Source organism: uncultured Psychroserpens sp. (genome assembly GCF_947503375.1).
GTDB lineage: Bacteria > Bacteroidota > Bacteroidia > Flavobacteriales > Flavobacteriaceae > Psychroserpens.
This window is the reverse complement of sequence record NZ_CANNDQ010000006.1, coordinates 238,499-261,506: the sequence shown is the minus strand read 5'-3', so window position 1 is coordinate 261,506 and position 23,008 is coordinate 238,499. Positions and strand designations below refer to the sequence as shown.

Genomic DNA, 23,008 nt, shown 5'->3' with positions numbered 1-23,008 from the left:
TCAAATAGACATACAAAGTACAATACATGTATGCGTATCAATCAAAGATTAATAAACTTTAAGGGAGAACTTAAATATACAAAAAATATTAAGCACTTATTGAATAGTTCAACAATAAGAAGCTAAAGCACAAGTATTAAGTAGTTCTAAAACGATAAGTGAATCAAAAAAAACCTAGACCAACAAAACAGATAATATCATTTCTACCAGATCTTAATACGCTCTTCTTCTTTTCTATAGTTCGTCTCACCAGGTTGCACATCAAAGGCTTCATAAAATGGCGTAAAATTCATTAGCGGACCATTAACACGCCATTTAGGTGGTGAATGTGGATCATTAGCAACATAATTACGTAAATATTCATCACGCATTTTAACACGCCAAATGTTAGCAATTGATAGGAAAAAGCGTTGGTCTGGTGTATAACCGCCAATTTTTGTTGTATCTTGACCTTGTGCTGTGAGCTTAAAAGCATCATAAGCAATGGCAATTCCTCCATTATCTGCTGTGTTTTCACCTACGGTTAATGCGCCTTTCAAATGAATACTGTCTAAAACAGTAAATGTATTGTATTGGTCAATCACCTGCTGTGTCTTGGCTTTAAATTGAGTGTAGTCGTTTTCAGTCCACCAATTGGTAACATTTCCATTCTTATCGTACTGTGCGCCTTGATCATCAAACGCATGTGTAAACTCATGACCTATAACCATACCAATGCCGCCATAATTTGCAGCATCATCAGCATATAAATCAAAATAAGGGGCTTGTAAAATACCAGCCGGAAAGACGATTTCATTAAGTGACGGATTGTAATACGCAGTTACGGTTGAAGGCGTAGTTCCCCATTCATCTCTATTTGGTGGTTTATTAAGTTGTTTTAATTCGTACTTATAGGCATCTTTACGAAGCGCCACTACATTTTCAAAAAACTGATCTCTACTAATAGACACATCATAGGTTCGCCATACGTCTGGATATCCAATTTTTTTACTAATAGCAAATAGTTTATCCTTAGCTTTCAGTTTAGTACTATCACTCATCCAATCAAGATTTTCGATACGCTTTTCTAATACCCTTTGAAAATTTTCAACGAGTTCTAGTGCTCGCTTCTTAGCGTCTTCATTAAAATATCTTTTGACGTATAACTGTCCTAATGCAAAGCCAATTTGTCTATCTACACGACGCACCATTTGTTTTGCTCGCGGTTGTTGTTCCGTTTGACCAGACAATACTTTTGAATACTCAAAAGCCGCATCTTGAAATGGTTTACTTAAAATGTTACAGTGCGAACCGATTGAATTTGCCTTTAAGAATAACTTCCAATCTTCTAATGAGACCGAAGCTAACATAGCATCTAACTTATCGTAATATGCAGGTTGAGCAACGTCCACAGAATCTACATCCATGTTAAGATTATTAAGAATGTTAGACCAACCAATATTTGCATGCTTTTGATCTAATTCGGAAACTGCTAATTTATTGTAGTTCTCTTGAACATTTCTTAGCTCTATTCGTGTTTTGTGTGATTCAGCCAATTGCTTTTCAATAGTGTAAACAATAGCTGCATGTGCTTTAGCATTCTTATCACCTACCAATTCAAAAACTGTAGTCAAAAAAGCTTTATATGCATCTTGAATTTGTTCTACTGAAGGATTATCAATAAAATAATAATCACGATCAGGTAAACCCAAACCAGCCTGATAAAAATGCAAAATATTAAGCGAACTATTTTTTTGATCTGGTGATATAAACGGACTAAGCATCGAATAATCACCATAGGTCAATTGCGTGGCAACAAACGCTGTCATTGAAGAAATATCGTTTATAGCTTCAATTCTATCAAGTATTGGTTGAATAGGCTTCATTCCGCGATTGTTTACACTTATGGTATCCATACCTGAAGCATAAAAATCTCCAACCATTTGTTCAATACTTCCTTTAGGATGCACTTCTTGGGAAACTTCATCCAAAATATTTTTCAGTAACTCTTGCTGTGGAATATTTAAAAACCGATAGGCACCTACACCTACTTGATCATCAGCAATTATAGCATTTTCTAGCCAGTTTTTATTGACATGGCTAAAGAAATCATCACCTGGCTTAATGGTGGCATCAATACCATCAAAAACAACAGGTTTAATAGTTGGTTCTATAGGTTTATCCTTTTTACAAGAAATACATATAAAAAGAATAAACAATAAGGCAAAAGAATATTTCATGATCGTACGGTTTTTATCAAAGGTATACATTTATTTTATCTGATTTGTAGTCTACAAATAAATTGTAAAATTATGATCTTATGTAACAAATGAAGTACTTAATATTGCTAATATTTAGTGTAAAGCACAAGATGTAAATATTGAGTACTTAATTTTGATTGAGAAATTGAAATTATTCAGTAATTTTAGGTACTAACTTTAAACCAATTCTTATGAAGCTGTTCACTAAACTCTTCCTGCTATTACTATTTACAATCTCTAATTTCTCTCACCTCAAGGCTCAGACAAAAACTAATGAAGACAATAAAAACCCTTTTGATGGTCTGCAATTGCGTAGCATAGGGCCAGCTTTCATGAGTGGTCGTATTGCAGATATTGCTATTCATCCTGAAAATGAAAATATTTGGTATGTGGCAGTTGGATCTGGTGGTGTATGGAAAACAAGCAATGCAGGCACAACATGGACTCCCATTTTTGACAAACAAACCTCCTACTCTATTGGTACAGTATCTATAGATCCTAATCAAACTGAAACCATTTGGGTTGGTACAGGCGAAGATGTTGGAGGTCGACATGTAGGCTATGGTGATGGTGTTTACAAAAGTGAAGATGGAGGGAGCACCTGGAAAAATATGGGCTTAAAAAACTCGCAACATATTTCGCGTGTTATTGTGCATCCTGAAAATAGTGACATCGTTTGGGTTACTGCTCAAGGACCTCTTTGGAATAAAGGTGGTGATCGTGGCTTATATAAGAGTATAGATGGTGGAAAAACTTGGAATAAAACATTGGGTGATAACGAATGGACTGGTGTTACCGAATTGGTATACGATCCTAGAAATCCAAACCGAATGTATGCTGCCACATGGCAACGTCATAGAACTGTTGCTGCTTATATGGGAGGCGGACCAGAAACAGGACTGTATAGAAGTAATGATGGTGGTGACACTTGGGAAAAGTTAACTAACGGCTTACCTGAGACTGCAATGGGTAAAACAGGATTAGCCATTTCGCCATATAATCCAGACGTATTATATGCTGCTATTGAGTTAGATCGTAGAACAGGTGGCTTATATCGTTCTGATGATGGTGGAAGCTCATGGAAAAAGCAATCTAATACAGTTACAGGTGGTACAGGACCACATTATTATCAAGAATTGTTTGCGTCTCCACATCAAAAAGACCGTTTGTACTTAATGGATAATTCCTTACAAATTTCTGAAGATGGTGGAAAGACATTTTATAGAATGAATCGAAAAAACAAGCATGGTGACAACCATGCGATTGCTTTTAAAAAGAACGATCCTAACTATTTGATTGTAGGAACAGATGGTGGCTTATACGAATCATTTGATTTAACCAAATCTTGGAAATATGTTGAGAATTTACCTGTAACACAATTCTATAAAATGGCTGTTGATGATGCAGAACCTTTTTATAACATCTATGGTGGAACGCAAGATAATAGTACCGAAGGTGGTCCTTCTCGTACCGATAATGTTCATGGTATTCAAAATAGTGATTGGAGAGTTGTTTTGAATTGGGATGGTCACCAACCAGCCACTGAACCAGGTAATCCAAATATTATCTATGCCGAACGCCAAGAAGGCAACTTGGCTCGTATAGATATGATCACTGGCGAAGTTACCGATATCCAGCCACAACCTGAAGCAAATGAAGACTATGAGCGTTTTAATTGGGATGCACCTATTTTAGTGAGTCCGCACTCACCCACTACCATTTATTTTGGTTCTCAAAGGGTTTGGAAATCTGAAAATCGTGGTGATGATTGGACTGCCATATCTGGAGATCTAACTAAAGATCAAGAACGTTTGGCATTACCAATAATGGGAAAACAACAGTCTTGGGATGGTGCTTGGGATGTATACGCTATGTCTAATTACAATACCATAACTTCATTAGCAGAGTCTCCAAAACAAAAAGGGTTGCTTTATGTTGGAACTGATGACGGACTTATAAATATTACCGAAGATGGTGGTACCAATTGGAATAGAATTACAGTTAGTGATCTACCTGGTGTACCAGCAACAGCATTCGTTAATGATATTAAAGCAGATCTACATGACGCCAATACAGTATACGTTGCTTTAGACAATCATAAATTTGGCGACTTTAATCCATATCTGTTAAAGAGTACAAATAAGGGCAAAAGTTGGGTATCCATTGCCAAGACTATTCCTAAGCGTCACTTAGTATGGCGATTGGTTCAAGATCATGTGAATCCGAAATTATTATTCATCGGAACCGAGTTTGGATTGTATTTTTCAATTGATGGAGGTCAACAATGGACTCAGTTAAAAGGAAATGTACCTACGATTTCGTTTAGAGATTTAGCCATTCAAAAACGCGAGAATGATCTAGTTGCTGCGTCATTTGGTCGAGGCTTTTACATTCTAGACGACTATTCCGCTTTACGAGATGTTTCGAATGCAACACTTCAGCAAGAAGCAAAACTATTTCCTGTACGAGATGCCTGGTGGTATATTCCACGTTCTCATTTGAGTTTTGATCCTGGAAAAGGGAGTCAAGGTGATTCGCATTTTGTTGCTCCTAATCCAGATTTTGGAGCGGTATTTACTTACTATTTAAAAGATGCTCCTGTTTCTAAAAAAGAGGCTAGACAAAAGAAAGAGAAAGCGCTAACTAATTCTAATATTCCGTTTCCTGGATGGAAAGCATTAGAAGAAGAAAAACTTGAGTCTAAAGCACAGTTATTATTTGTTATAAAGAATGCATCAGGAGATGTAGTTAGAAATTTATACGCTCCTGCTAAAGCTGGTATCAACAGAATTGCTTGGAATCTTAGATATGCAGATATGAGTCCTATTATGTTAGATACAAAAAAAACTGATTCTGAAGAAGGTGATTCAGCTTTTAGCTTATTAGCACCTCCAGGTAATTATAATGTAACGATGTACTTATCTAATAATGGAACAGTCAAAAAATTATCTGAGCCAGTAGCATTCTTAGTCAAACCATTACGAAAAGCTGCCTTAGAAGGTTCAAGTCCAGAAGAGGCTTCCAATTTTTGGCGTTCTTTTGAATCTGCTATGAGAGACGCTTCTAAATTTGATATAGAAATGAGTAAAGCCAGAAAAAAGGTGACAGCGATGCATACCGCTTTAATGAAGAGCAATACATCACCTGAAGCCATTTCAAATCAACTTGCAGGATTAAAAAGACGTTTAAATGAATTACAATCATCATACTATGGTAATCAAGCAAAATCAGAAGTCGGAGAAAAAGGACCACCTACGGTTAACGACAGGATGTTTGCCGTATATAAAGGTGTAGAACGGTCTACATATGGACCAACAGCAATGCTCAAAGCTCAGCTACAAATTATAAGCAACCAACTTACTACAGCAAGTTCAATATTAGATGCTATTGAAGAAGAATTAGCACAACTTTCAGCTACGTTGACAGCTTCTGGAGCACCTTATATTGAAGATTGATAATCACTTCTAAGTGTAAAATAAACAAAAGCCTATCAAAAAATGATAGGCTTTTGTTTTGTGATGTTTTTCTCTTGCATGTCAACACAATTTTTAAAACTACAACTCTAACAATATATTAACACAAATCAACGTTTATTATTTTTAAATTCGGCCATCAAAAAATTAGCATTTTTTAATTAATTATATGAAATCACGCTTAGCTTACCTACTAAGTCTTTTATCATTAGTAGCTTATGCACAAAAGGGATCTGATCTTAATATTGTTGACCGCATAGATCTTAGTGCCATTATTAAACATGACACAACTTCAGTTGAAATTGAATTTGATACCATCACTGCTGTAGATATAAAAGCGACTCATTGGGACCCGACAGTATATAATCCCTATAAAAATGAATTGATAGTTTTTCCATTACAACTTACATTTAAAGATTCTACTTATGCCTCTCCTATTGGAAAAACCAAAGTCGTCACATCACGTTACGGTTGGCGAAAAGGAAGGGCTCATAAAGGGATTGATATTGATCTGGTAACAGGTGATAGTGTATTTGCTATGTTTGATGGTGTTGTTCGGTTAGCTAGATATAGTAAAGGGCATGGCAGAACTGTAATTTTAAGGCATTACAATGGCCTAGAAACGGTTTATGCACATTTATCTAAATATGGTGTCAAAGAGAATGATAGCATACAACGCGGACAATACTTGGGTAAAGGTGGTACATCTGGAAATGCTAGAGGAAGCCATTTACATTTAGTTATAAACTATAAAGGCGTCTCAATAAACCCAGAATATTTATTTGAGTTCAACGATACAAATACAATTAGAGCGAATACTATTTGGGTTACCAAACAGTGGACACGTCCTTACGTACACAATTCAAAGCGACAAAGTAAAATTGATCTCTTACTAACCGAAGAAGATGCCATTGCTAGTTTACAAAAACAACGAAAGATATACGTTGTCAAGCGTGGCGATACGTTGTCAAGAATATCTGCGAGAAACAATGTCTCAATTGCTACGTTATGCAAAACGAATTCTATAAAACGTAATTCGGTAATAAAGATTGGACAAAAGTTAGTCATCGAAAAATAGATACAACAAATCAAATAGTATATTTCATATTTTTAATTGTCGTATTATAGCATTATTTTGACATGATAAAACATATGCAAAATTGATCTACAAAACACACAAGCCATCAAACAAGCTTTCAAAATATTTAATTGATATCGTCTACATAAAAGATTATTATCCTGAACATATTATGGATAAATACCTCCCAGACGGAACTATTAATATTGTTTTCGAACTTACTGGAACGCCAAAGTTTATTTATGACAATAGCTCGAAAAAAGAAATTCAAGAATGTACTGATGTTTGGTTTTCTGGTGTTCTAAAAGAATATATCACTATTAGTGCGCATGCAGAAGAAATGATAGTTGTTATCTTCAAGCCTGGTTCAGGCTATCCACTAACGCATAAGCCAGTTGACCATTTCACAGATAAAGTGACATCTGCACATATTGTTTTTGGAAGTTCAGTTACTGATTTACATCACAAATTAAAGCATCCTACTTCGCCAGAGGAAAAATTTTCAGATATAGAACAATGGATATCAAGTCAACTGATCGAAGATGAATTTTATTTAAACATCATGCAAACTGCTATTGAGAACATCAAAAACTCATCTTCACAAATTACCATTGCAGATGTAGCTGCTAAAACTGGATACTCCCAAAAGCAGTTTATTCAATTGTTTAAAAAATATATTGGTATCACTCCAAAGCAATTACATCGCATCGTTAGATTTAATGAGATATTAGCTGCTGTAGAGCAACAAGAAGATATCTCTTGGACTGCAATTTCTGCAGATTGTGGTTATTTCGATCAGGCACATTTTATAAAAGACTTTCAATCGTTCTCTGGTTTGAACCCAAAACAATATTTAAAGGATATTGGTGATTATCCGAATTATTTTCCTGTGAAGTAAATTTTTTACAATTTTCACATTTAATATTCCTGTTCCTTTGTTTTATAAATTAATTTTACAGTATGAAATCAGCACTTTTACTTCTTTTTTTAATAATTACACAAATAGCAATAGCGCAGAATGATCATGAAACATTTACTGCACACGAAAACTTAATTGGAGGCATTTGGAAGTTGGATGCAAAATGGGGTGACGGAACTCCGCACAAATTGAATATCAGTTATGAATCTAGTTTAGATGGATTAATTCTAAAAACAACAACTCATGGCAATGTAAAAACTGATGGCTATGAATTTGGTTTGAGAAATGAAGGTATTAGATATTTCAATAAAGAGACAAAAACTATTGAGTTTTATGAGTTTGATGTGTTTGGTGGCTTAACCAAAGGAAGCATCACTTACAATAGCAAGGATATATATTATACCTATAATTATGAAGTAGGAGGTCAAAAAACTGAAATTACTGATGGCTGGGAATACATTAATGAGAATACCTATAAATACAGCATTGGCATTTATGACTTTGAATCCAATACTTGGAAACAGAAGTTTTTAAATGCAGAAATTAAACGTTTAAAAAGCGAATAGTTTACTGTACTAATTTACTTATAATAAAGACTCACCATTGAGGTTAGTAGTAAGCACATCACTCATGTAATCAAAAAATGGCCTAATAGCTTTAAAACTTGAGTTAACTTCATTGATAAAGCCATCTGATGTTACTTCTTTATCTGTATACTTCTTTGTAAAAATATACTGTTTCTTTTTAATAAGATCAATTGCTGGATGCGTTTTGTCAAAATCTCTAGGTGCAGTTTTGAGTTCGTCACCTACAAATTCACCCCAAACCGATTTAAACTTCTTATCGTTGATAATATTTCGTATTTCTGTTGCGTCTTGCTCAAACTCTCTTCTAATACGCAATAGATCGTCTTTATTTGGTTCCCAAAAGCCTGTAGCAATAAAACTTTCATTATTTGGTTGAATATGTAAATAGTAACCGCCTCGTAATTCTGGTTTCTTACGTCCAAAGGAACCTCCAAAATGTGTTTTATATGGCGCTTTATTTTTTGAAAAACGCACGTCACGATATATTCGGAACATTTTAAATTGATCAACATTATCATGCGTATTTAATGTTTCATAGAGATTTTTATAAGTTTGCTTTGCTTCTGCTTCTATAGATTTGAATTCTTTTTTATGAGCATTAAACCAGTCTCTATCATTGTTTTTTTCTAATTTCTTGAAAAATTCTAAAGTGTCTTTCGAAAAGTGAAGATCTGCCATGTTGTATGTATTAGTTTAACAAACTTAAAAGTACAAAAAAAAGTCTCGATTATATATCGAGACTTATAAGTTATTGATTAGTATTTTTTAAAATTCTGAATTGCTTTTAAATTCTTCATTCACTAGCATTTTGGTGTCTGAATTATAATACTCTACTACAAAATTACCTTCATCATTAAAATAGCCTACACCAGAATAGTTATTAATATCTAAAATGTAGTATTGACTGTTTGACGACCTTACTGCTGTTGCGAACATCTTATTGTTGTCATCAGACATTAAGAATCCAGATTCGTTAGATGTAAATGCGTATTTACTATCGTTATTGGTAAAATAAATAATTTCATCTTTTGAATCGTAAAAAGGATCATTATCGTTATCGATACTTACTGTCTTGGTCACCTTTACTTCTGGAAACACACGTGGTGCATTTACAGTACCTTCATAATTTGGATCTGTCATCACCTCTTGTTCTTTCTTAGTGGTAACCTTTATCTTATTCTCAACAATCTTACCGTCTTTTTCTACTTTTATTGTTTTTACTTTTGTTTCCTCTACTTTGTCAACTGGTTTATTTTGAGCATAAGCTCCAGTTATCATTAGTAAAGAAAATGCATAAATTAAATTTTTCATTGTTTTATGGTTTTATGGTTCTACTTCAATTAATTAGATTTTCTAATTAATTATTTGTTATCATCTCCAGCTTCTTCAATTGCCTCATTGATCTCATCTTCAAGATCTTCAGCTGCATCTTTCACATCGTCTGAGGCTTCTTCAATATCATCTTTTACCTCTTCCATTGCTGCTTCGATTTTTTCATCTGGAGTTCTTTCATCTCTACAACTAGTTAATACTGTACCTATTGTAAAAAGAAATATAAATGCTAATAATATGTTTTTCATTGTATTAATTTTTAATTATTATGGTGATAATACAAAGATGCTCATATTGCATGATCTAAGTTTGCTCTAATCATGAACATTTTGCCGTAAATGATATTTGGCGAAATATTAATTTTTGGAAAAGGATTCTTGCATCATTTCAGGATTTTTGATGGCAAGTTTATTATCAAATTGTAAAGTGCGTATCGGAAATGGTATGTTTATACCTTCCTTATCGTATGCCTTTTTAATTTGAATGATTGCTTTCGTTTTTGCTCTCATTTTTTCTAACATACTTTCTGCATCTATCCAGAAGCGACAAAGGTAATTTATTGAACTATCTCCAAATTCGGTATAATAAAATTCAACATCTTCAGCACTTTCAACTTGGCTAAATGTTGAAGCTATGGTTTCTTTCGTTAATTTTTCCACTTGCTCTAAATCTGATTCATAGCCTACGCCACATTCAAGAAACACTCTCATCCTAGTGGTGAGAGAATAATTCTTCAATGGGTTTTCTAATATCATTTTATTAGGAATAACTACAATATTATTATCGGCTTCTTTTAATGTGAAATCTTTCAAGTTAATGTCAATAATCTCTCCTGAATACCCATTGGTTTCAACCCAATTTCCAATTTGAATTTTTTTCCTAAACGAAATTACTATACCAGCAATAGTATTTGATAATGTGCCTTGTAATGCTAAACCAATTACTAAACCTGCCACACCAGCACCAGTAAGTAATGACGTTAGCGTTTTACTTAGATCTAATATTCCTAGGGCTAAAAACAAGCCTATTAGTACTACAGAAACCGCACTAATTCTAGCAATCATACTGCTTATTGATTCTTGCTTTACTTTTTTTGAAACTAACTTGTATGCGAGTTTATTTACATATTTAGCAATAAAATAAGCACTCACAAGTACTATGATTGCTAATGCTAAATTGGGTAAATTTTGTATAATGGCATCTAACCAACCTAATAATTTTTTACTTAGATTCGTAAATGCTTGGCTAATTTGTTCTTTCATAATAATTTAATTTTACCGTTCATAACTTATTTAATTCAAAATAGTGGATTATGATTCTACTAAATTATGTTTCAAAGTTTCTGACGTTTTTTTGGTCCAAGCATCTAACATCCAACTTGTTTTTTCCATTTCTCTGATGTAGGCACCTATAAGATCTATAGTGCCTTCGTCTGATGCTTTATCGGCTTTAATTATTACTTTACTCATTTGTTCAAGTAATATTTTGTGATCGCTTAAGATCTCGAGTACCATAGCTCTATCAGATTTTAATGGTGATACTTCACTAATGTTTGATATTTCAAGATAATCACTCAACTTACTCATTGGGTGATATCTTAATGTAAGTACACGTTCAGCGATTTCATCAATTTTAGTGCGTGCATCTGTATATAATTCTTCAAATTTGTTGTGAAGCTCAAAAAAGTTCTCTCCAAGAATGTTCCAGTGGAAATTTCTTAATTTTTGATAGTATACGTGATAGTTAGCTAATAGTGTATTGAGTTCTACTACTACAGGGATTAGCTGTTCATCTTTCATATTCAAATAACTCATGTTTATATAGTTTTAAATTAATATTTGTTTCTATATAAACTATAGGAATATAAGCTGTTGTCAAGCTATTTAACAGGTTTTAACAGTCTTAGATTTTGTTTAACAAAAATTATGTTAAAGCCATTTCTTCCTTCTAAAAAATATTAACATAATTATGAATAGAATAGCCATTACACCTAATAAAATGAAATAACCATTTTTGCTATGTAGTTCAGGCATATTTACAAAGTTCATACCATATATGCCCGCAATGAAGGTCAACGGAATGAATATAGTAGCAATAATGGTAAGCACTTTCATGACTTCGTTCATTTTATTACTTATAATGGTCATGTGCATATCCATTAAACTCCAAATGAGTTCTCGGTAGAGCTCTACAGATTCATTAACTTGAATGATATGATCATACAAATCTCTAATATAGCTATGAGACTTTATATTAATTACTAGGTTATCAGATTTCTCTAATCGATTAATGACTTCTCGTAATGGAAGTATTGAGCGTCTTATTCTTAAAATTTCTTGTTTGAGGTCTTGTATTTGACTTGGCGTATTGGCGTCATTTGTATTTGAATCAAAAATGATAGTTTCTAAATCTTCTACCTTGTCACCTACTGCTTCTACAATAGTAAAATAATTATCAACCACGGCATCAAGAATCGTATACATTAAATAATCAGCGCTTTGCGATCTAATTCGCCCTTTAGACAATGCTATTCTATCTCTTAGATCATCAAACACGTCACCATCGGCTTCCTGAAATGTGAGTACATAGTCGTGACCAACAACCATACTTAAATGTTCATATTGTATTGCATTGTCCCCTTTTAAATAAATCATTTTAAATACAATGAACAGGTAATTTTCGAATTCTTCAAGCTTTGGTCGTTGATTTGTATTAACAATATCTTCGAGAGTTAAAGGGTGTAAACTGTAATGCGAACCTAATTTTTGTATGTCTTTTAAATTATTAAGTCCGTTTACATTAATCCAAGTAACTTGATTGTTTCCTTCAAGACCAAAGCCTTCTTCTACATCATTGCAATCAATTTTAGTATAGGTATCTGAAGAATAATTGATGATATCAATTACTGTTTCTAATGTGCTCTTTTTTCCTCTGTAGGCCATTGTTCCAGGAGGAAGATTGGATACCTTATATGCCCTTTTTTTCTTTTTAGATGTCATTTATATTGTTGTTAAACCTTCTAAATGTATAAAAACTTTTTAGTATAGTACTTATCAATTAGTCAATAAGTATTTATTATTAGTAATGCTATTAAATTGATTACAATCTATTTACTTTAGATTAAATAAAGTAAGGTTTGCATATTGATTATATTTTCACTAATATGCAAATTCAATCCTTCATAAAATATAATACATGGGAAGACCTCCAACAAAACCTATAAAATTCAGAGATGGGTTTTATATAGAAATACGTAACAAAGGGAAAAATACAGGTATTAAGTTACATAGAGATACAAAAGAACAAATGTTACGAACTATAAAAGAATATGAACAAACTAAAGATGTTCTTATTCTTGGTGAATCAAAAAATGGAAAATGGGTTAATAAAACACCTGTTTTGCATGTAGTAGAAGATTAGATCGATTAATTTTTTAATAAACGACCTTCTTTAATTTTGCGTAATACGTAAAAGAAAGAAGGTTTTTTTATGTTATATTGATAATTTTCATAAATTGTTGCCAATAACTAACTAAAATCAATAATTTATGACTGATTATTCAAACAACAAACCACCTGTTTGGTTTTGGATTGTAAGTGTAGTTGCACTTATTTGGAATGCTTTAGGTGTAATGGCTTATTTGGTTCAAGCTTACATGACTGATGAAATGATAGCTGAATTGCCCGAAGAACAACAAGCCGAATTTTTAATTGAACATCCAGCATGGTACACAGCAGCATTTGCATTAGCTGTATTTTGCGGTGTTTTGGCATGCTTGGCTTTGTTATTTAGAAAGAAATTAGCATATCTTTTATTTATTGTTTCTTTTTTAGCGGCTACAATTCAACAAGTATATTTAATGACATCTGTTGAAGGTGTTAGCCCTGGAATGCCAATTACAATAATTGTAGTTTGTGCATTTTTAGTATGGTTTTCAAAAATGGCAACATCTAAAGGATGGATAAAATAGTAGTCTAACCAACCATGTTTATATTCAAAAAAGGCATTAGAGTATCACCTCTAATGCCTTTTTTATATCATAATTAATAGTAGATTTGTGTTACCACTAATTCATATATAAACAATGACAATAACAACTCTTGATTGGATCATTATTAGTTTCTTTTTAATTCTATTCGCTGGTATAGGTATTTATGTTTCTAAACAAGCTGGTAAAGATTCTAAGGCATTTTTTCTCTCAGGAAGAAACATGCCATGGTGGCTTTTAGGTGTAAGTATGGTAGCTACAACTTTTGCTGCTGATACGCCAGGATTAGTAACGCAATTGGTTAGAGAGAATGGTGTTTCTGGTAATTGGGTTTGGTGGGCAATGTTACTTACAGGTATGCTTACTGTCTTTTTTTATGCTAGACTTTGGCGAAAAAGCGGAATAACTACAGATTTAGAATTTTACGAACTGCGTTACAGTGGTAAAATAGCAGGGTATTTAAGAGGTTTTCGAGCTATTTATTTAGGTGTGATTTTTAATGTTATTACCATGGCTGGTGTATGTTTAGCTGGCGCAAAAATTGCAAATATTTTGTTAGGCATATCTCAAGGTGAAATGCTACTATATTCTTCAATAATCGTGGTTATCTATTCAGCATTTGGTGGATTGAAAGGTGTGTTGATTACAGATTTCATACAATTCATTATCGCTATGATTGGTAGTATTTGGGCCACAATTTATATTGTTAATTTGCCAGAAATAGGAGGAACTACAAACCTCTTATCGCACATAAATGTTAGTGATAAATTAGCCTTATTGCCAGATTTTTACAATAACGAGGCGTTAATTACTGTACTTATTATCCCTTTAGCTGTGCAATGGTGGAGTACTTGGTATCCTGGTGCTGAACCTGGCGGAGGTGGTTATATAGCACAACGTATGTTGGCAGCTAAGAATGAAAAACATGCAACCTGGGCAACACTGTTCTTTAACGTGGCACATTATGCCATTCGGCCGTGGCCATGGATTATTGTTGGTTTAGCCTCACTAGTTGTTTTTCCAAATTTAGAGAGTATCAATCTGGCTTTTCCTAGCTTATCTTCATCAATGGAAGGCGAAGACGTAGCTTATGCAGCTATGATGACTTATTTGCCACCTGGATTAATTGGTATTGTGCTTTTGTCATTAATTGCTGCATTTATGAGCACTATTTCAACCCAATTGAATTGGGGAAGCTCATATGTAGTTAATGACTTTTACAAACGTTTCATTAAGCCTGAAGCCACAGATAAAGATCAAGTTCTAGTAGGTAGAGTCTCTACTATAATATTGATGATTCTTGCTGCATTATTTTCATTTTTCTTACAATCTGCAGGTGAAGTACTTAACTTACTCTTACAAATTGGTGCTGGTACAGGTTTACTATTTATACTACGTTGGTTTTGGGGAAGAATCAATCCGTATAGTGAAATTGCAGCCATGGTCATTTCATTTATAATTGCAGTGTTTTTCTTTGTGAATGGGAAAATGGATACACCAATAATCGAACTTGCTGGTCATTGGCAATTGGTATTTGGTGTTGTAATTACAACTATTGGTTGGATGTTAGTTACACTATTTACTAAACCTACAGATGATAAAACGTTAGAATCTTTTAATAGCTTGATATTTGGAGTTGACTCAAAATTCAAAGGCTTTAGAATGAAAATACTTGGTTTCTTTTCAGGTGTTATTGGTGTGTATTGCACCCTTTTTGCTATAGGCAATTTTATCTATGGAAAATTAGGGTTGGCTTTTGTTTTGTGTGCAATAACTGTAGTATGCGGATTTGTGGTTATTAAGTCCTTAAATGATAAAATCAATTAGTGGAATTACATGTTCTTTATGTGATATTCTACTAAACCTTCAATAGGTCGTCTTTCAAAATTACCAACCGTAAACCCTAATTCGTTACCAACTTCTCTAATTTCCTTTTCAGAAAAGAAAGCAATTGAACCTGCAAAATGCACAGGAACTGTTTTTAGTTCTTCTTCATACTGAAATATCATATTGTTAGCAAATGTGCGAATTCCTCTTTTGATAAGCTCGATAATATATTCAGAGTCTTTATTTAAAAACATGAACTCAGCAAAATTCGCTAAGTATGCATTTGGATTTGGCTGCTTGTATAAATTGTATTTAATATAGTCTGCATCTAAATTATACTTGTGCTCAAAGGCTACCTTTATATCTTCGGGCATTTTATTATAATAGAAATCTTTAATAAGTTCTTTACCATAATAATTTCCTGAAGCATCATCCATAAGTGTATATCCTAATGAAACGACACGTTGATGCAAACGCAAGCCATCAAAATAACTACAATTTGAGCCTGTTCCCATAATACAAACAACAGCTGCCTCAGATGGATGATTTACTGTCGCTCTAACAGCAGCCATTGTATCTTCTAGAACATCAACTAAAGCATTTACAAAAATGGATTCTAAAACACCCGTTAATATTAATTTTGGATTAGTAGTACCACAACCAGCACCATAAAAAAACACATGAGTAACTTGATCTTTGATTTGCATTAACTCATCACTGTTTCTTATAATTTTATTAAGTTTTTTCTCCTTTAAAATGGCTGGATTCAGGCCCTTAGTACGAATTTTTTCATGTAGTTGATTACCATTATTGTCAACAGCAATCCAATCGCATTTTGTAGAGCCACTATCTGTGATTAAAATCATGAGCTATAAGTAAAAAGATAAATCCGTAGTTATAAATAAAACTACGGATTTAAACTAAGATTTATAATGAATTAACTTTTTGTGCTAAATCAACTAATTTGTTAGAGTATGCAAATTCATTGTCATACCATGATACTAGTTTAAAGAATTTTGAATTTAATTCAATACAGGCATCTGCATCAAAAATGCTCGTACGTGTATCACTAACAAAGTCTTGGGATACAACAGCATCTTCAGTATAACCAAGAACACCTTTCATATCGCCTTCTGAGGCATTTTTAAAAGCTGCTTTTATAGCTTCTAGCGACGTATCATTTTTAGTTCTAACCGTTAAGTCTACTACTGAAACATCTGCAGTAGGAACACGAAACGCCATACCTGTAAGCTTACCGTTTAATTTAGGAATTACTTTACCAACTGCTTTTGCAGCTCCAGTTGTAGAAGGAATGATATTTAAAATTGCTGAACGTCCCAAGCGATAATTTTTGCGTGACGGCCCATCAACCGTTAATTGCGTAGCTGTACTTGCATGTATAGTAGTCATTAATGCTTCTTCGATGCCGAAGTTATCATCAACTACCTTAGCTATAGGAGCTAAGCAGTTGGTCGTACAAGATGCATTAGACACAATATTGTGATCGCTAGTAAGCTCATTATCGTTAACTCCCATAACAAACATTGGAGCATCTTTACTTGGTGCTGATATCACAACCTTTTTAGCTCCAGCTTGAATGTGATAATCTGCTGTTTCTAACGAAGTGAAAATGCCAGTACATTCGGCAACTACGTTTACTCCAACTTCATCCCATTTCAAGTTTTTCGGGTCTCTTTCCGCAGTAACTCTAACTGTTTTACCATCTACCACAAGATGACCATCTTCTACTTCAACGGTTCCATCAAAATTACCGTGTACTGAGTCATATTTTAACAAGTATGCTAAGTGTTCTACATCTAATAAATCATTAATTGCAACAACATCAACATCATCACGCTTTACAGTTGCTCTAAAAACGATTCTACCTATTCGACCAAAACCGTTAATTCCTAATTTTAAATTTGACATCTTTTCTCTTTTATTTACTATTGTGTTATTATTCTATTTATTGTGTATTTATTGCTTACGTTGTCATAATATCTGACACGCGTAATAACTCCATATTTATTTCAGATTTACCTTTAACCGCTTTATCAAGTGGTGTGAGTGCTATTTTATCATTTAAAAGACCAACCATATAATTGGTTTTTCCTTCTAATAAACTTTCTACAGCTTTAACTCCCATTCTGCTAGCAAGAACGCGGTCAAAACAAGAAGGAGAACCGCCTCGTTGCATATGACCTAAAACAGAAACACGCACTTCATATTCAGACATGTTCTCTTCAACATAATCTTTTAATTCGAATACGTTTTTTCCAATTTTATCACCTTCAGCCACTACTACAATACTTGAAGATTTACCAGATTGTTTACTTCGTCTTAATGATTCTAATAAACGATCAAGACCTAGGTCTTCTTCTGGGATTAAGATCTCCTCTGCTCCAGCTCCTACGCCTACATTTAAAGCAATATGACCAACATCACGACCCATAACCTCAACAAAGAAAAGGCGATTATGAGAGCTTGCAGTGTCTCTAATTTTATCTATGGCTTCGACTACAGTGTTCAATGCGGTATCGTATCCTAAGGTATGAGAAGTTCCAAAAATATCATTATCAATGGTGCCAGGAATTCCCATTACCGGAAAGTTGAATTCCTGATTAAAGATCATTGCTCCAGTAAATGTACCATCTCCACCAATAGTGACAAGGCCATCTATCTTAGCTTCAATGAGTTTTTCATAAGCTTGTTTTCGCCCTTCAGGTGTTCTAAATGTTTTAGATCGAGCCGATTTTAAAACGGTTCCTCCTTTATTAATGATCCCTTTAACACTTCGGGCATCCATAGCTTTATAGTCACCTTCTATCATCCCTTCATAGCCTCTATAAATCCCAACACATTCTATGTTATGAAATGCACAAGTTCTAACAACGGATCTAATGGCAGCGTTCATTCCAGGCGAATCACCACCTGAGGTCATCACACCTACTTTTTTAATCGTTTTTGACATATAATTCCTATTTCAAAAAGTAAAGCTAGTAAACAAAAACTACAATAAGAATAGTATTTGAGATAATTTAACATGACGATAAAATCTCAAACGTTTTCGTTAATAACTAATTAAAAATTACGACTGAAAAGTAGCTTATCAATTGCTTTTTTCGTCTTTTTCAGACTTCATATTGATATAGTCTGGGAGCAATTCTGAAGCATCTTCTTTTGGCTTCACTTCTTTTGGCTTCTCCTTTTTCTTGTTTTTACCTGTAAATATAATTTGAACTAATTCTTTGAACGTATCAAACTCAACATTATAAGACAATCCAACGCCTTGTGTATACCCAATTTCTTCACCAAAGTTTCGGATGTTATTCTCTCTATTAAAAAACTTAGCCGTGAGTGTACCTTCTTCGTTTAATAGGATATCAATTTGCACATCACCAGCTATAACCGTTTCACTAACACCTCCAATTGGCACTCCTACTTTCCCATTGATCAAAACACGATCACTTATCTTGGTGCTTAATGTAAGTCCTAATCTATCATCAGTTTGATAGTCTGCAGTTTGCTCACCAGCTTGGTAGTTAACACCAAATTGTAACTTTTCATTATCACCAGCAAAAACACTATTAAAAAATGAGTTTACTCGGTCAGAAATAGTTCCGTATGCTTGTTGTCCTAAGCTTATCTCACTTGCAAAAGACCCAGTAGCTAATAAAAACAAAGCTTGATTTTCTCTACTTTCTCGAGTTTCAAGTCTATAATCTAACTCAGATTTAATCGTTGAGTTAACATTAGGAAACTTAAAACTAAAATCGGGTTCAGGTTGTTCTAATTGACCAACTAAGTTGATCTCTACTTCTACTGGAATACTTCTGTTGATTGGGTTATCTAATAATACTGAAGGATTAGCTTCGGTTTTATAGATTGCTTTTAAACCAATTTGAGCCTTTAAAGGATCGCCTTCCCAACGAATAGAGCCTCCAGGTTCAACAGTTAATTCTTTTTGAACTAAACCACCATAAGCAAAATTATAAGTTCCTTCTACGATCTGAAAATCACCAAACATTTGAAATTTTCCATTGGTATTGATATCGAATAATAAGTTACCATTACCAGAACCTTGAATAGTACTTCCAGAGTTTCTATCGATAACAATTTTTATATCTGCATAAGGATTTACAAAGAGGTTAAACTCTAATTCTAGACCTTTGACTTCAGTTTCTCTAACGACATCTCCTTTTAATCGTGCTGCTTTTTCTTCTGGACTTATAAAATGAATGTAAGAGTTATCACCATAGGTTTCTAATTCGTTAAGTGGTATTTCAAAGACTGTTCCTTCAGCTGTACTACCATTAAATTCAATTTTAAGGTTATCGGTTGGTCCTGAAATATCTGCTTTGCCGTTAACGAAAGCTGTTCCGTAGTACAATTCCTCCTCGCTATATTCTGTATTTAAAACCAATAAACGATTGGTTTCAATTTCTAGACCTAATTTCCAATCTGAAAAATTTTGATGCCCTATAAATCCATTTAAAGTGGCTTTAGAAAAATATTCAGAGTCGGTGATCTCTACATCTTGAAAAATGAATTTTTGTGATTCGAGTTTTACACGAGAATCAAAGTCAAAACTATAATCAACATTTAAATAAGGAATGGTAAGACCAGCATTATCTAACAACAGGTTACCATCAATTTGCGGTTTTTTCAAATCGCCTGTAACTTTTGCATTTCCAGTTACCAGACCTCTTATGTTGGTAATGACACCTTCACCAAAAGGGTCTAGAGGATCTAGAAGGAACTCATCAAATGCGACATCTAAGTCTATATTTGAATTTGAATCGCTTACATCAATAGTTCCTTTAGCAGAAAGTGATTTTAAGTTATCGTTATTAAGGGTAACATCAACTTTATAATTGGTCAAGGATTGGTTTCCAATAATGTTAGCTTTAAGTTCACCTAATTCATAATCATTAGCTCTGAGGTCGCTCACCACTACGTTTGAATTTGGCAGATAAACACCTTCGGTTTGTAGGATTTTAAGATTGCCATTAACAGTTCCAGCTAAAAGTAAGCTGTCTATTCTAGGGGTTATTTTTGTGAGATCGACATCTGTAAAATTCAAATTAATATCTTTAGTTTGTTGCCCATTGATCTCTCCTGAGAGTTCAATGCGTTCATCAAAATGACTCATTATAATCTCACTAATGTCAAAGGTTTTGAAATCTCTCGTAAAGGCAATTTTATTACGCTTATTCTTTTCTTCATTAATCGTCCAAGTATTTCCTTTGAATGTAATATCAGACTTCCTAAACCCAACAACAGACTTATTACTCTCATCTATAGTATAATACATGCTAAGATCAAAATCATCAACACTCTGTTTTCCTCCTTTAAATTCAGACTTAATAAATAATGTATCGCGTTGGGTTACATTAATAAGACTGAAATCTGATACATCATAAAATTTTGTACTTAATGAGTCTATCTCAATGTAGGTATTGAAAACTGGGTTACTATTATCTATCAACACTGAAATGTTATTTGCAAAATAGTCTTTGAGTTTAATTTGTGGCGAATTAAATGTGAGGTTAAATCCTTTTTCATCGGTTTCAATTCGTCCTTTTACTGTAGTATTTGCACCTAGTTTTAAATCGTGATAAAATACTTCTACAATTTTATTATAGATTTTGAAGTTAAACTCGACATATTGGTTGCTATCTACAACGTTAGGGACATAATTAGTATAAATACTTCCCACAGAATTTTCTACCAATTTTCCAAGATCTTTAAATTTAAACTTACCATTCATGGTACCTTGAATAATATCTGGCGAATTTATTTTAAGTAAACGCTTTTCACCTTGAAAAGTAGAGGTGATTGCAAAATCCTCAAAATAATAATCATTATTCTCGTTTTTATATGTGGTATTCTTAAAATTTAGAGTTCCAAAAGCATCATCTATGCCAGATCCTTTCATAGACATGGTTACATCTCCTTTAAAAATAGAAGTACTATCCTTTGTAACAAAATTCAAAGCTTTAAAATCTGCATAAGCCACATTTGCGTTAAAATCTAAGGCTTTAACCTCTTTTGAAAGATCTGCTAAACCGTTAAATTTTAATTTAAAATTCTCATCTTTAGATTCTAACAAGCCATTAAATACTTGATTTCCCAACTTACCAGATACTAATACATCTTTGTAGTTATAGTCGTTGTATTCAATATGAAATACTTGTCCAGTAATCTGACTACTCAAATTATTTAAAGTAAATCCTTTGCCATCAACATCTAAATTGAATGATGTCGTCTTGACCTTTGGGTCATTTAATAAAACTCCTAAATCAAACTCGTCAAAAACGACATTTCCAACATAATCGGCATTGTCTATGTCATCCACATGAGTCATTTTCATATCTGAAACAATGATTCCCAAATTGGTGCTAATTTTTATATCAGCATCTATTGTGGTATCTGTGATGAATGAGTTTCCGGTAATTGTGAAATTACCAACTTTAGAAAATACAGATGGTATTGATTCGCCTAATATATTTGGTAGTAACGCTTTTAAATCGAAATAATTTGAAGACAGGTTATCAAATCGTCCATCCATAGAAAAGTCGCCTTCTGCACGGCTAAACAAATTTTTAAAGTTTAAATCACCATAAATTTTGGTTCTTCCGCTAGCATCAAGCTCTAAACTATTAGCGTTTAAATCATTCAAAGTGCCTGTTAATGTTACGTTGAGCTTTGCTTTTTGATTGACTCCAAATTCATTATAAAAAGTATTTAGATCATTAAGGTAAACTTCAGAGTTATTAAAATTTGCCGTAACGCTGACTTTGTCTTCAAAGTCTTTAAAATCTTCTCTATTATAATCAAAACGAATATTACCTTGCAATCTTGAGTTTTCGGTTTTAATGCTTAAGTTATCAAAAATCATGTGACTAAGTGTATACTCAAAATCGGTAACCATATTTTTTACATATGCACCACGACTATCTCTAAAACTTAATGTATTTATTCTGGCATTGACATCACTGGCAGCAATTACAAAATTGGTTGCATTAATGTTGAGATCATTAAACTCTAAGACTTTATGTGTTTCTCTATTTTCATCTATAAGTCTAAATGTTCCATCATAAATTGAGACATCACTTGATGACAATAAAAAATTACTTTTTTCTTTTCTAGGGTTATCTTCATCAAATTTTGCAACGAAAATATCTAGGTTAGTATCTTCAGCTCCTAAATAGGTTTTAATATTGAATGTCAAATTCATGATATCAATATCTCCAAAATCTAACGTTCCGTTTGCTAGATTTCCGAAGTTTAAAATTGAAGTATTAAGCTCGGTAATAGCAATAAGTGTATCTTTTTTATAATCTTCAATATAAATTTCTTTTAATTCTACATCACCATTAAACTGAAGCCCAACCTTACCAATATTGATGTTTGTTCCAAAATCGTCATTAATGCGTTTAGTAATACGCTTTCCTAAGCTAGTTTGTACCGCTGGAATAGATAGTATCAATACCAAGATGACAAATAGTAGCAAAATAATTGCTATTATCTTAGATACTATTTTTAGGAATTTTTTGATACG

Annotated in this window: 18 protein-coding genes; 7 read left to right on the top strand and 11 right to left on the bottom strand. The window is 33.2% G+C overall.

Going from position 1 to position 23,008, the window contains the following annotated elements; genetic code table 11:
• Positions 1-203 precede the first annotated feature (203 nt).
• Positions 204-2,219: a M13 family metallopeptidase gene (locus tag Q0876_RS12075; RefSeq protein ID WP_299228208.1), complete on the bottom strand. Its 2,016-nt coding sequence runs from the start codon at positions 2,217-2,219 to the stop codon at positions 204-206.
• Positions 2,220-2,431: 212 nt separating this feature from the next.
• Between Q0876_RS12075 and Q0876_RS12070 the strand changes: the two genes are divergently transcribed.
• From Q0876_RS12070 to Q0876_RS12055, 4 genes are all read left to right on the top strand, one after another.
• Positions 2,432-5,695: a glycosyl hydrolase gene (locus tag Q0876_RS12070; protein WP_299228206.1), complete on the top strand. Its 3,264-nt coding sequence runs from the start codon at positions 2,432-2,434 to the stop codon at positions 5,693-5,695.
• 187 nt (positions 5,696-5,882) lie between these two features.
• Positions 5,883-6,791 carry a peptidoglycan DD-metalloendopeptidase family protein gene (locus Q0876_RS12065; protein ID WP_299228204.1) on the top strand — a complete coding sequence of 303 codons (909 nt, stop codon included), beginning with the start codon at positions 5,883-5,885 and terminating at the stop codon, positions 6,789-6,791.
• An 82-nt stretch (positions 6,792-6,873) separates the two neighbouring features.
• A complete protein-coding gene (locus Q0876_RS12060; RefSeq protein WP_299228202.1) occupies positions 6,874-7,689 on the top strand; it encodes an AraC family transcriptional regulator in 816 nt (271 codons plus the stop codon).
• 62 nt (positions 7,690-7,751) lie between these two features.
• Positions 7,752-8,276: a hypothetical protein gene (locus Q0876_RS12055; protein ID WP_299228200.1), complete on the top strand. Its 525-nt coding sequence runs from the start codon at positions 7,752-7,754 to the stop codon at positions 8,274-8,276.
• 18 nt (positions 8,277-8,294) lie between these two features.
• On the opposite strand, the gene Q0876_RS12050 is transcribed toward Q0876_RS12055, so the two are convergent.
• The 6 genes from Q0876_RS12050 to corA form a co-directional block, all read right to left on the bottom strand.
• Positions 8,295-8,975, bottom strand: a complete 681-nt coding sequence (locus Q0876_RS12050; protein ID WP_299228198.1) for a DUF2461 domain-containing protein — start codon at positions 8,973-8,975, stop codon at positions 8,295-8,297.
• Positions 8,976-9,062: 87 nt separating this feature from the next.
• On the bottom strand, positions 9,063-9,608 hold the full coding sequence (locus Q0876_RS12045) for a hypothetical protein (RefSeq protein ID WP_299228196.1): 546 nt from the start codon (positions 9,606-9,608) through the stop codon (positions 9,063-9,065).
• Between the two features lie 50 nt (positions 9,609-9,658).
• Positions 9,659-9,877, bottom strand: coding sequence for a hypothetical protein (locus Q0876_RS12040; protein ID WP_299228194.1), 219 nt, complete (start codon positions 9,875-9,877; stop codon positions 9,659-9,661).
• A gap of 108 nt (positions 9,878-9,985) precedes the next feature.
• The gene (locus Q0876_RS12035; RefSeq protein WP_299228191.1) at positions 9,986-10,891 is read right to left on the bottom strand and encodes a mechanosensitive ion channel family protein; all 906 of its coding nucleotides are present in this window, start codon (positions 10,889-10,891) and stop codon (positions 9,986-9,988) included.
• A gap of 48 nt (positions 10,892-10,939) precedes the next feature.
• The gene (locus Q0876_RS12030; RefSeq protein WP_299228189.1) at positions 10,940-11,443 is read right to left on the bottom strand and encodes a DNA starvation/stationary phase protection protein; all 504 of its coding nucleotides are present in this window, start codon (positions 11,441-11,443) and stop codon (positions 10,940-10,942) included.
• A gap of 114 nt (positions 11,444-11,557) precedes the next feature.
• A complete protein-coding gene (corA, locus tag Q0876_RS12025; RefSeq protein WP_299228187.1) occupies positions 11,558-12,628 on the bottom strand; it encodes a magnesium/cobalt transporter CorA in 1,071 nt (356 codons plus the stop codon).
• Positions 12,629-12,824: 196 nt separating this feature from the next.
• Between corA and Q0876_RS12020 the strand changes: the two genes are divergently transcribed.
• The 3 genes from Q0876_RS12020 (at position 12,825) to Q0876_RS12010 (ending at position 15,444) form a co-directional block, all read left to right on the top strand.
• Entirely contained in the window at positions 12,825-13,049 is a 225-nt protein-coding gene (locus Q0876_RS12020) for a hypothetical protein (protein ID WP_040249025.1), read from the top strand.
• Positions 13,050-13,176: 127 nt separating this feature from the next.
• Complete coding sequence (locus Q0876_RS12015; RefSeq protein WP_299228183.1) at positions 13,177-13,599, top strand: hypothetical protein; 423 nt, start codon at positions 13,177-13,179, stop codon at positions 13,597-13,599.
• A 114-nt stretch (positions 13,600-13,713) separates the two neighbouring features.
• Positions 13,714-15,444, top strand: coding sequence for a sodium:solute symporter family protein (locus Q0876_RS12010; protein ID WP_299228181.1), 1,731 nt, complete (start codon positions 13,714-13,716; stop codon positions 15,442-15,444).
• A gap of 5 nt (positions 15,445-15,449) precedes the next feature.
• Here Q0876_RS12010 and Q0876_RS12005 read toward each other — a convergent pair whose 3' ends face one another.
• From Q0876_RS12005 to Q0876_RS11990, 4 genes are all read right to left on the bottom strand, one after another.
• Positions 15,450-16,310 (bottom strand): N-acetylglucosamine kinase, encoded by an 861-nt coding sequence (locus tag Q0876_RS12005; protein WP_299228179.1) that lies wholly within the window; start codon positions 16,308-16,310, stop codon positions 15,450-15,452.
• A 61-nt stretch (positions 16,311-16,371) separates the two neighbouring features.
• Positions 16,372-17,373: a type I glyceraldehyde-3-phosphate dehydrogenase gene (gene gap, locus Q0876_RS12000; RefSeq protein WP_299228177.1), complete on the bottom strand. Its 1,002-nt coding sequence runs from the start codon at positions 17,371-17,373 to the stop codon at positions 16,372-16,374.
• A 55-nt stretch (positions 17,374-17,428) separates the two neighbouring features.
• Positions 17,429-18,415, bottom strand: coding sequence for a 6-phosphofructokinase (gene pfkA, locus Q0876_RS11995; RefSeq protein ID WP_299228175.1), 987 nt, complete (start codon positions 18,413-18,415; stop codon positions 17,429-17,431).
• Between the two features lie 138 nt (positions 18,416-18,553).
• Positions 18,554-22,960 (bottom strand): translocation/assembly module TamB, encoded by a 4,407-nt coding sequence (locus Q0876_RS11990; protein ID WP_299228173.1) that lies wholly within the window; start codon positions 22,958-22,960, stop codon positions 18,554-18,556.
• Positions 22,961-23,008 lie beyond the last annotated feature (48 nt).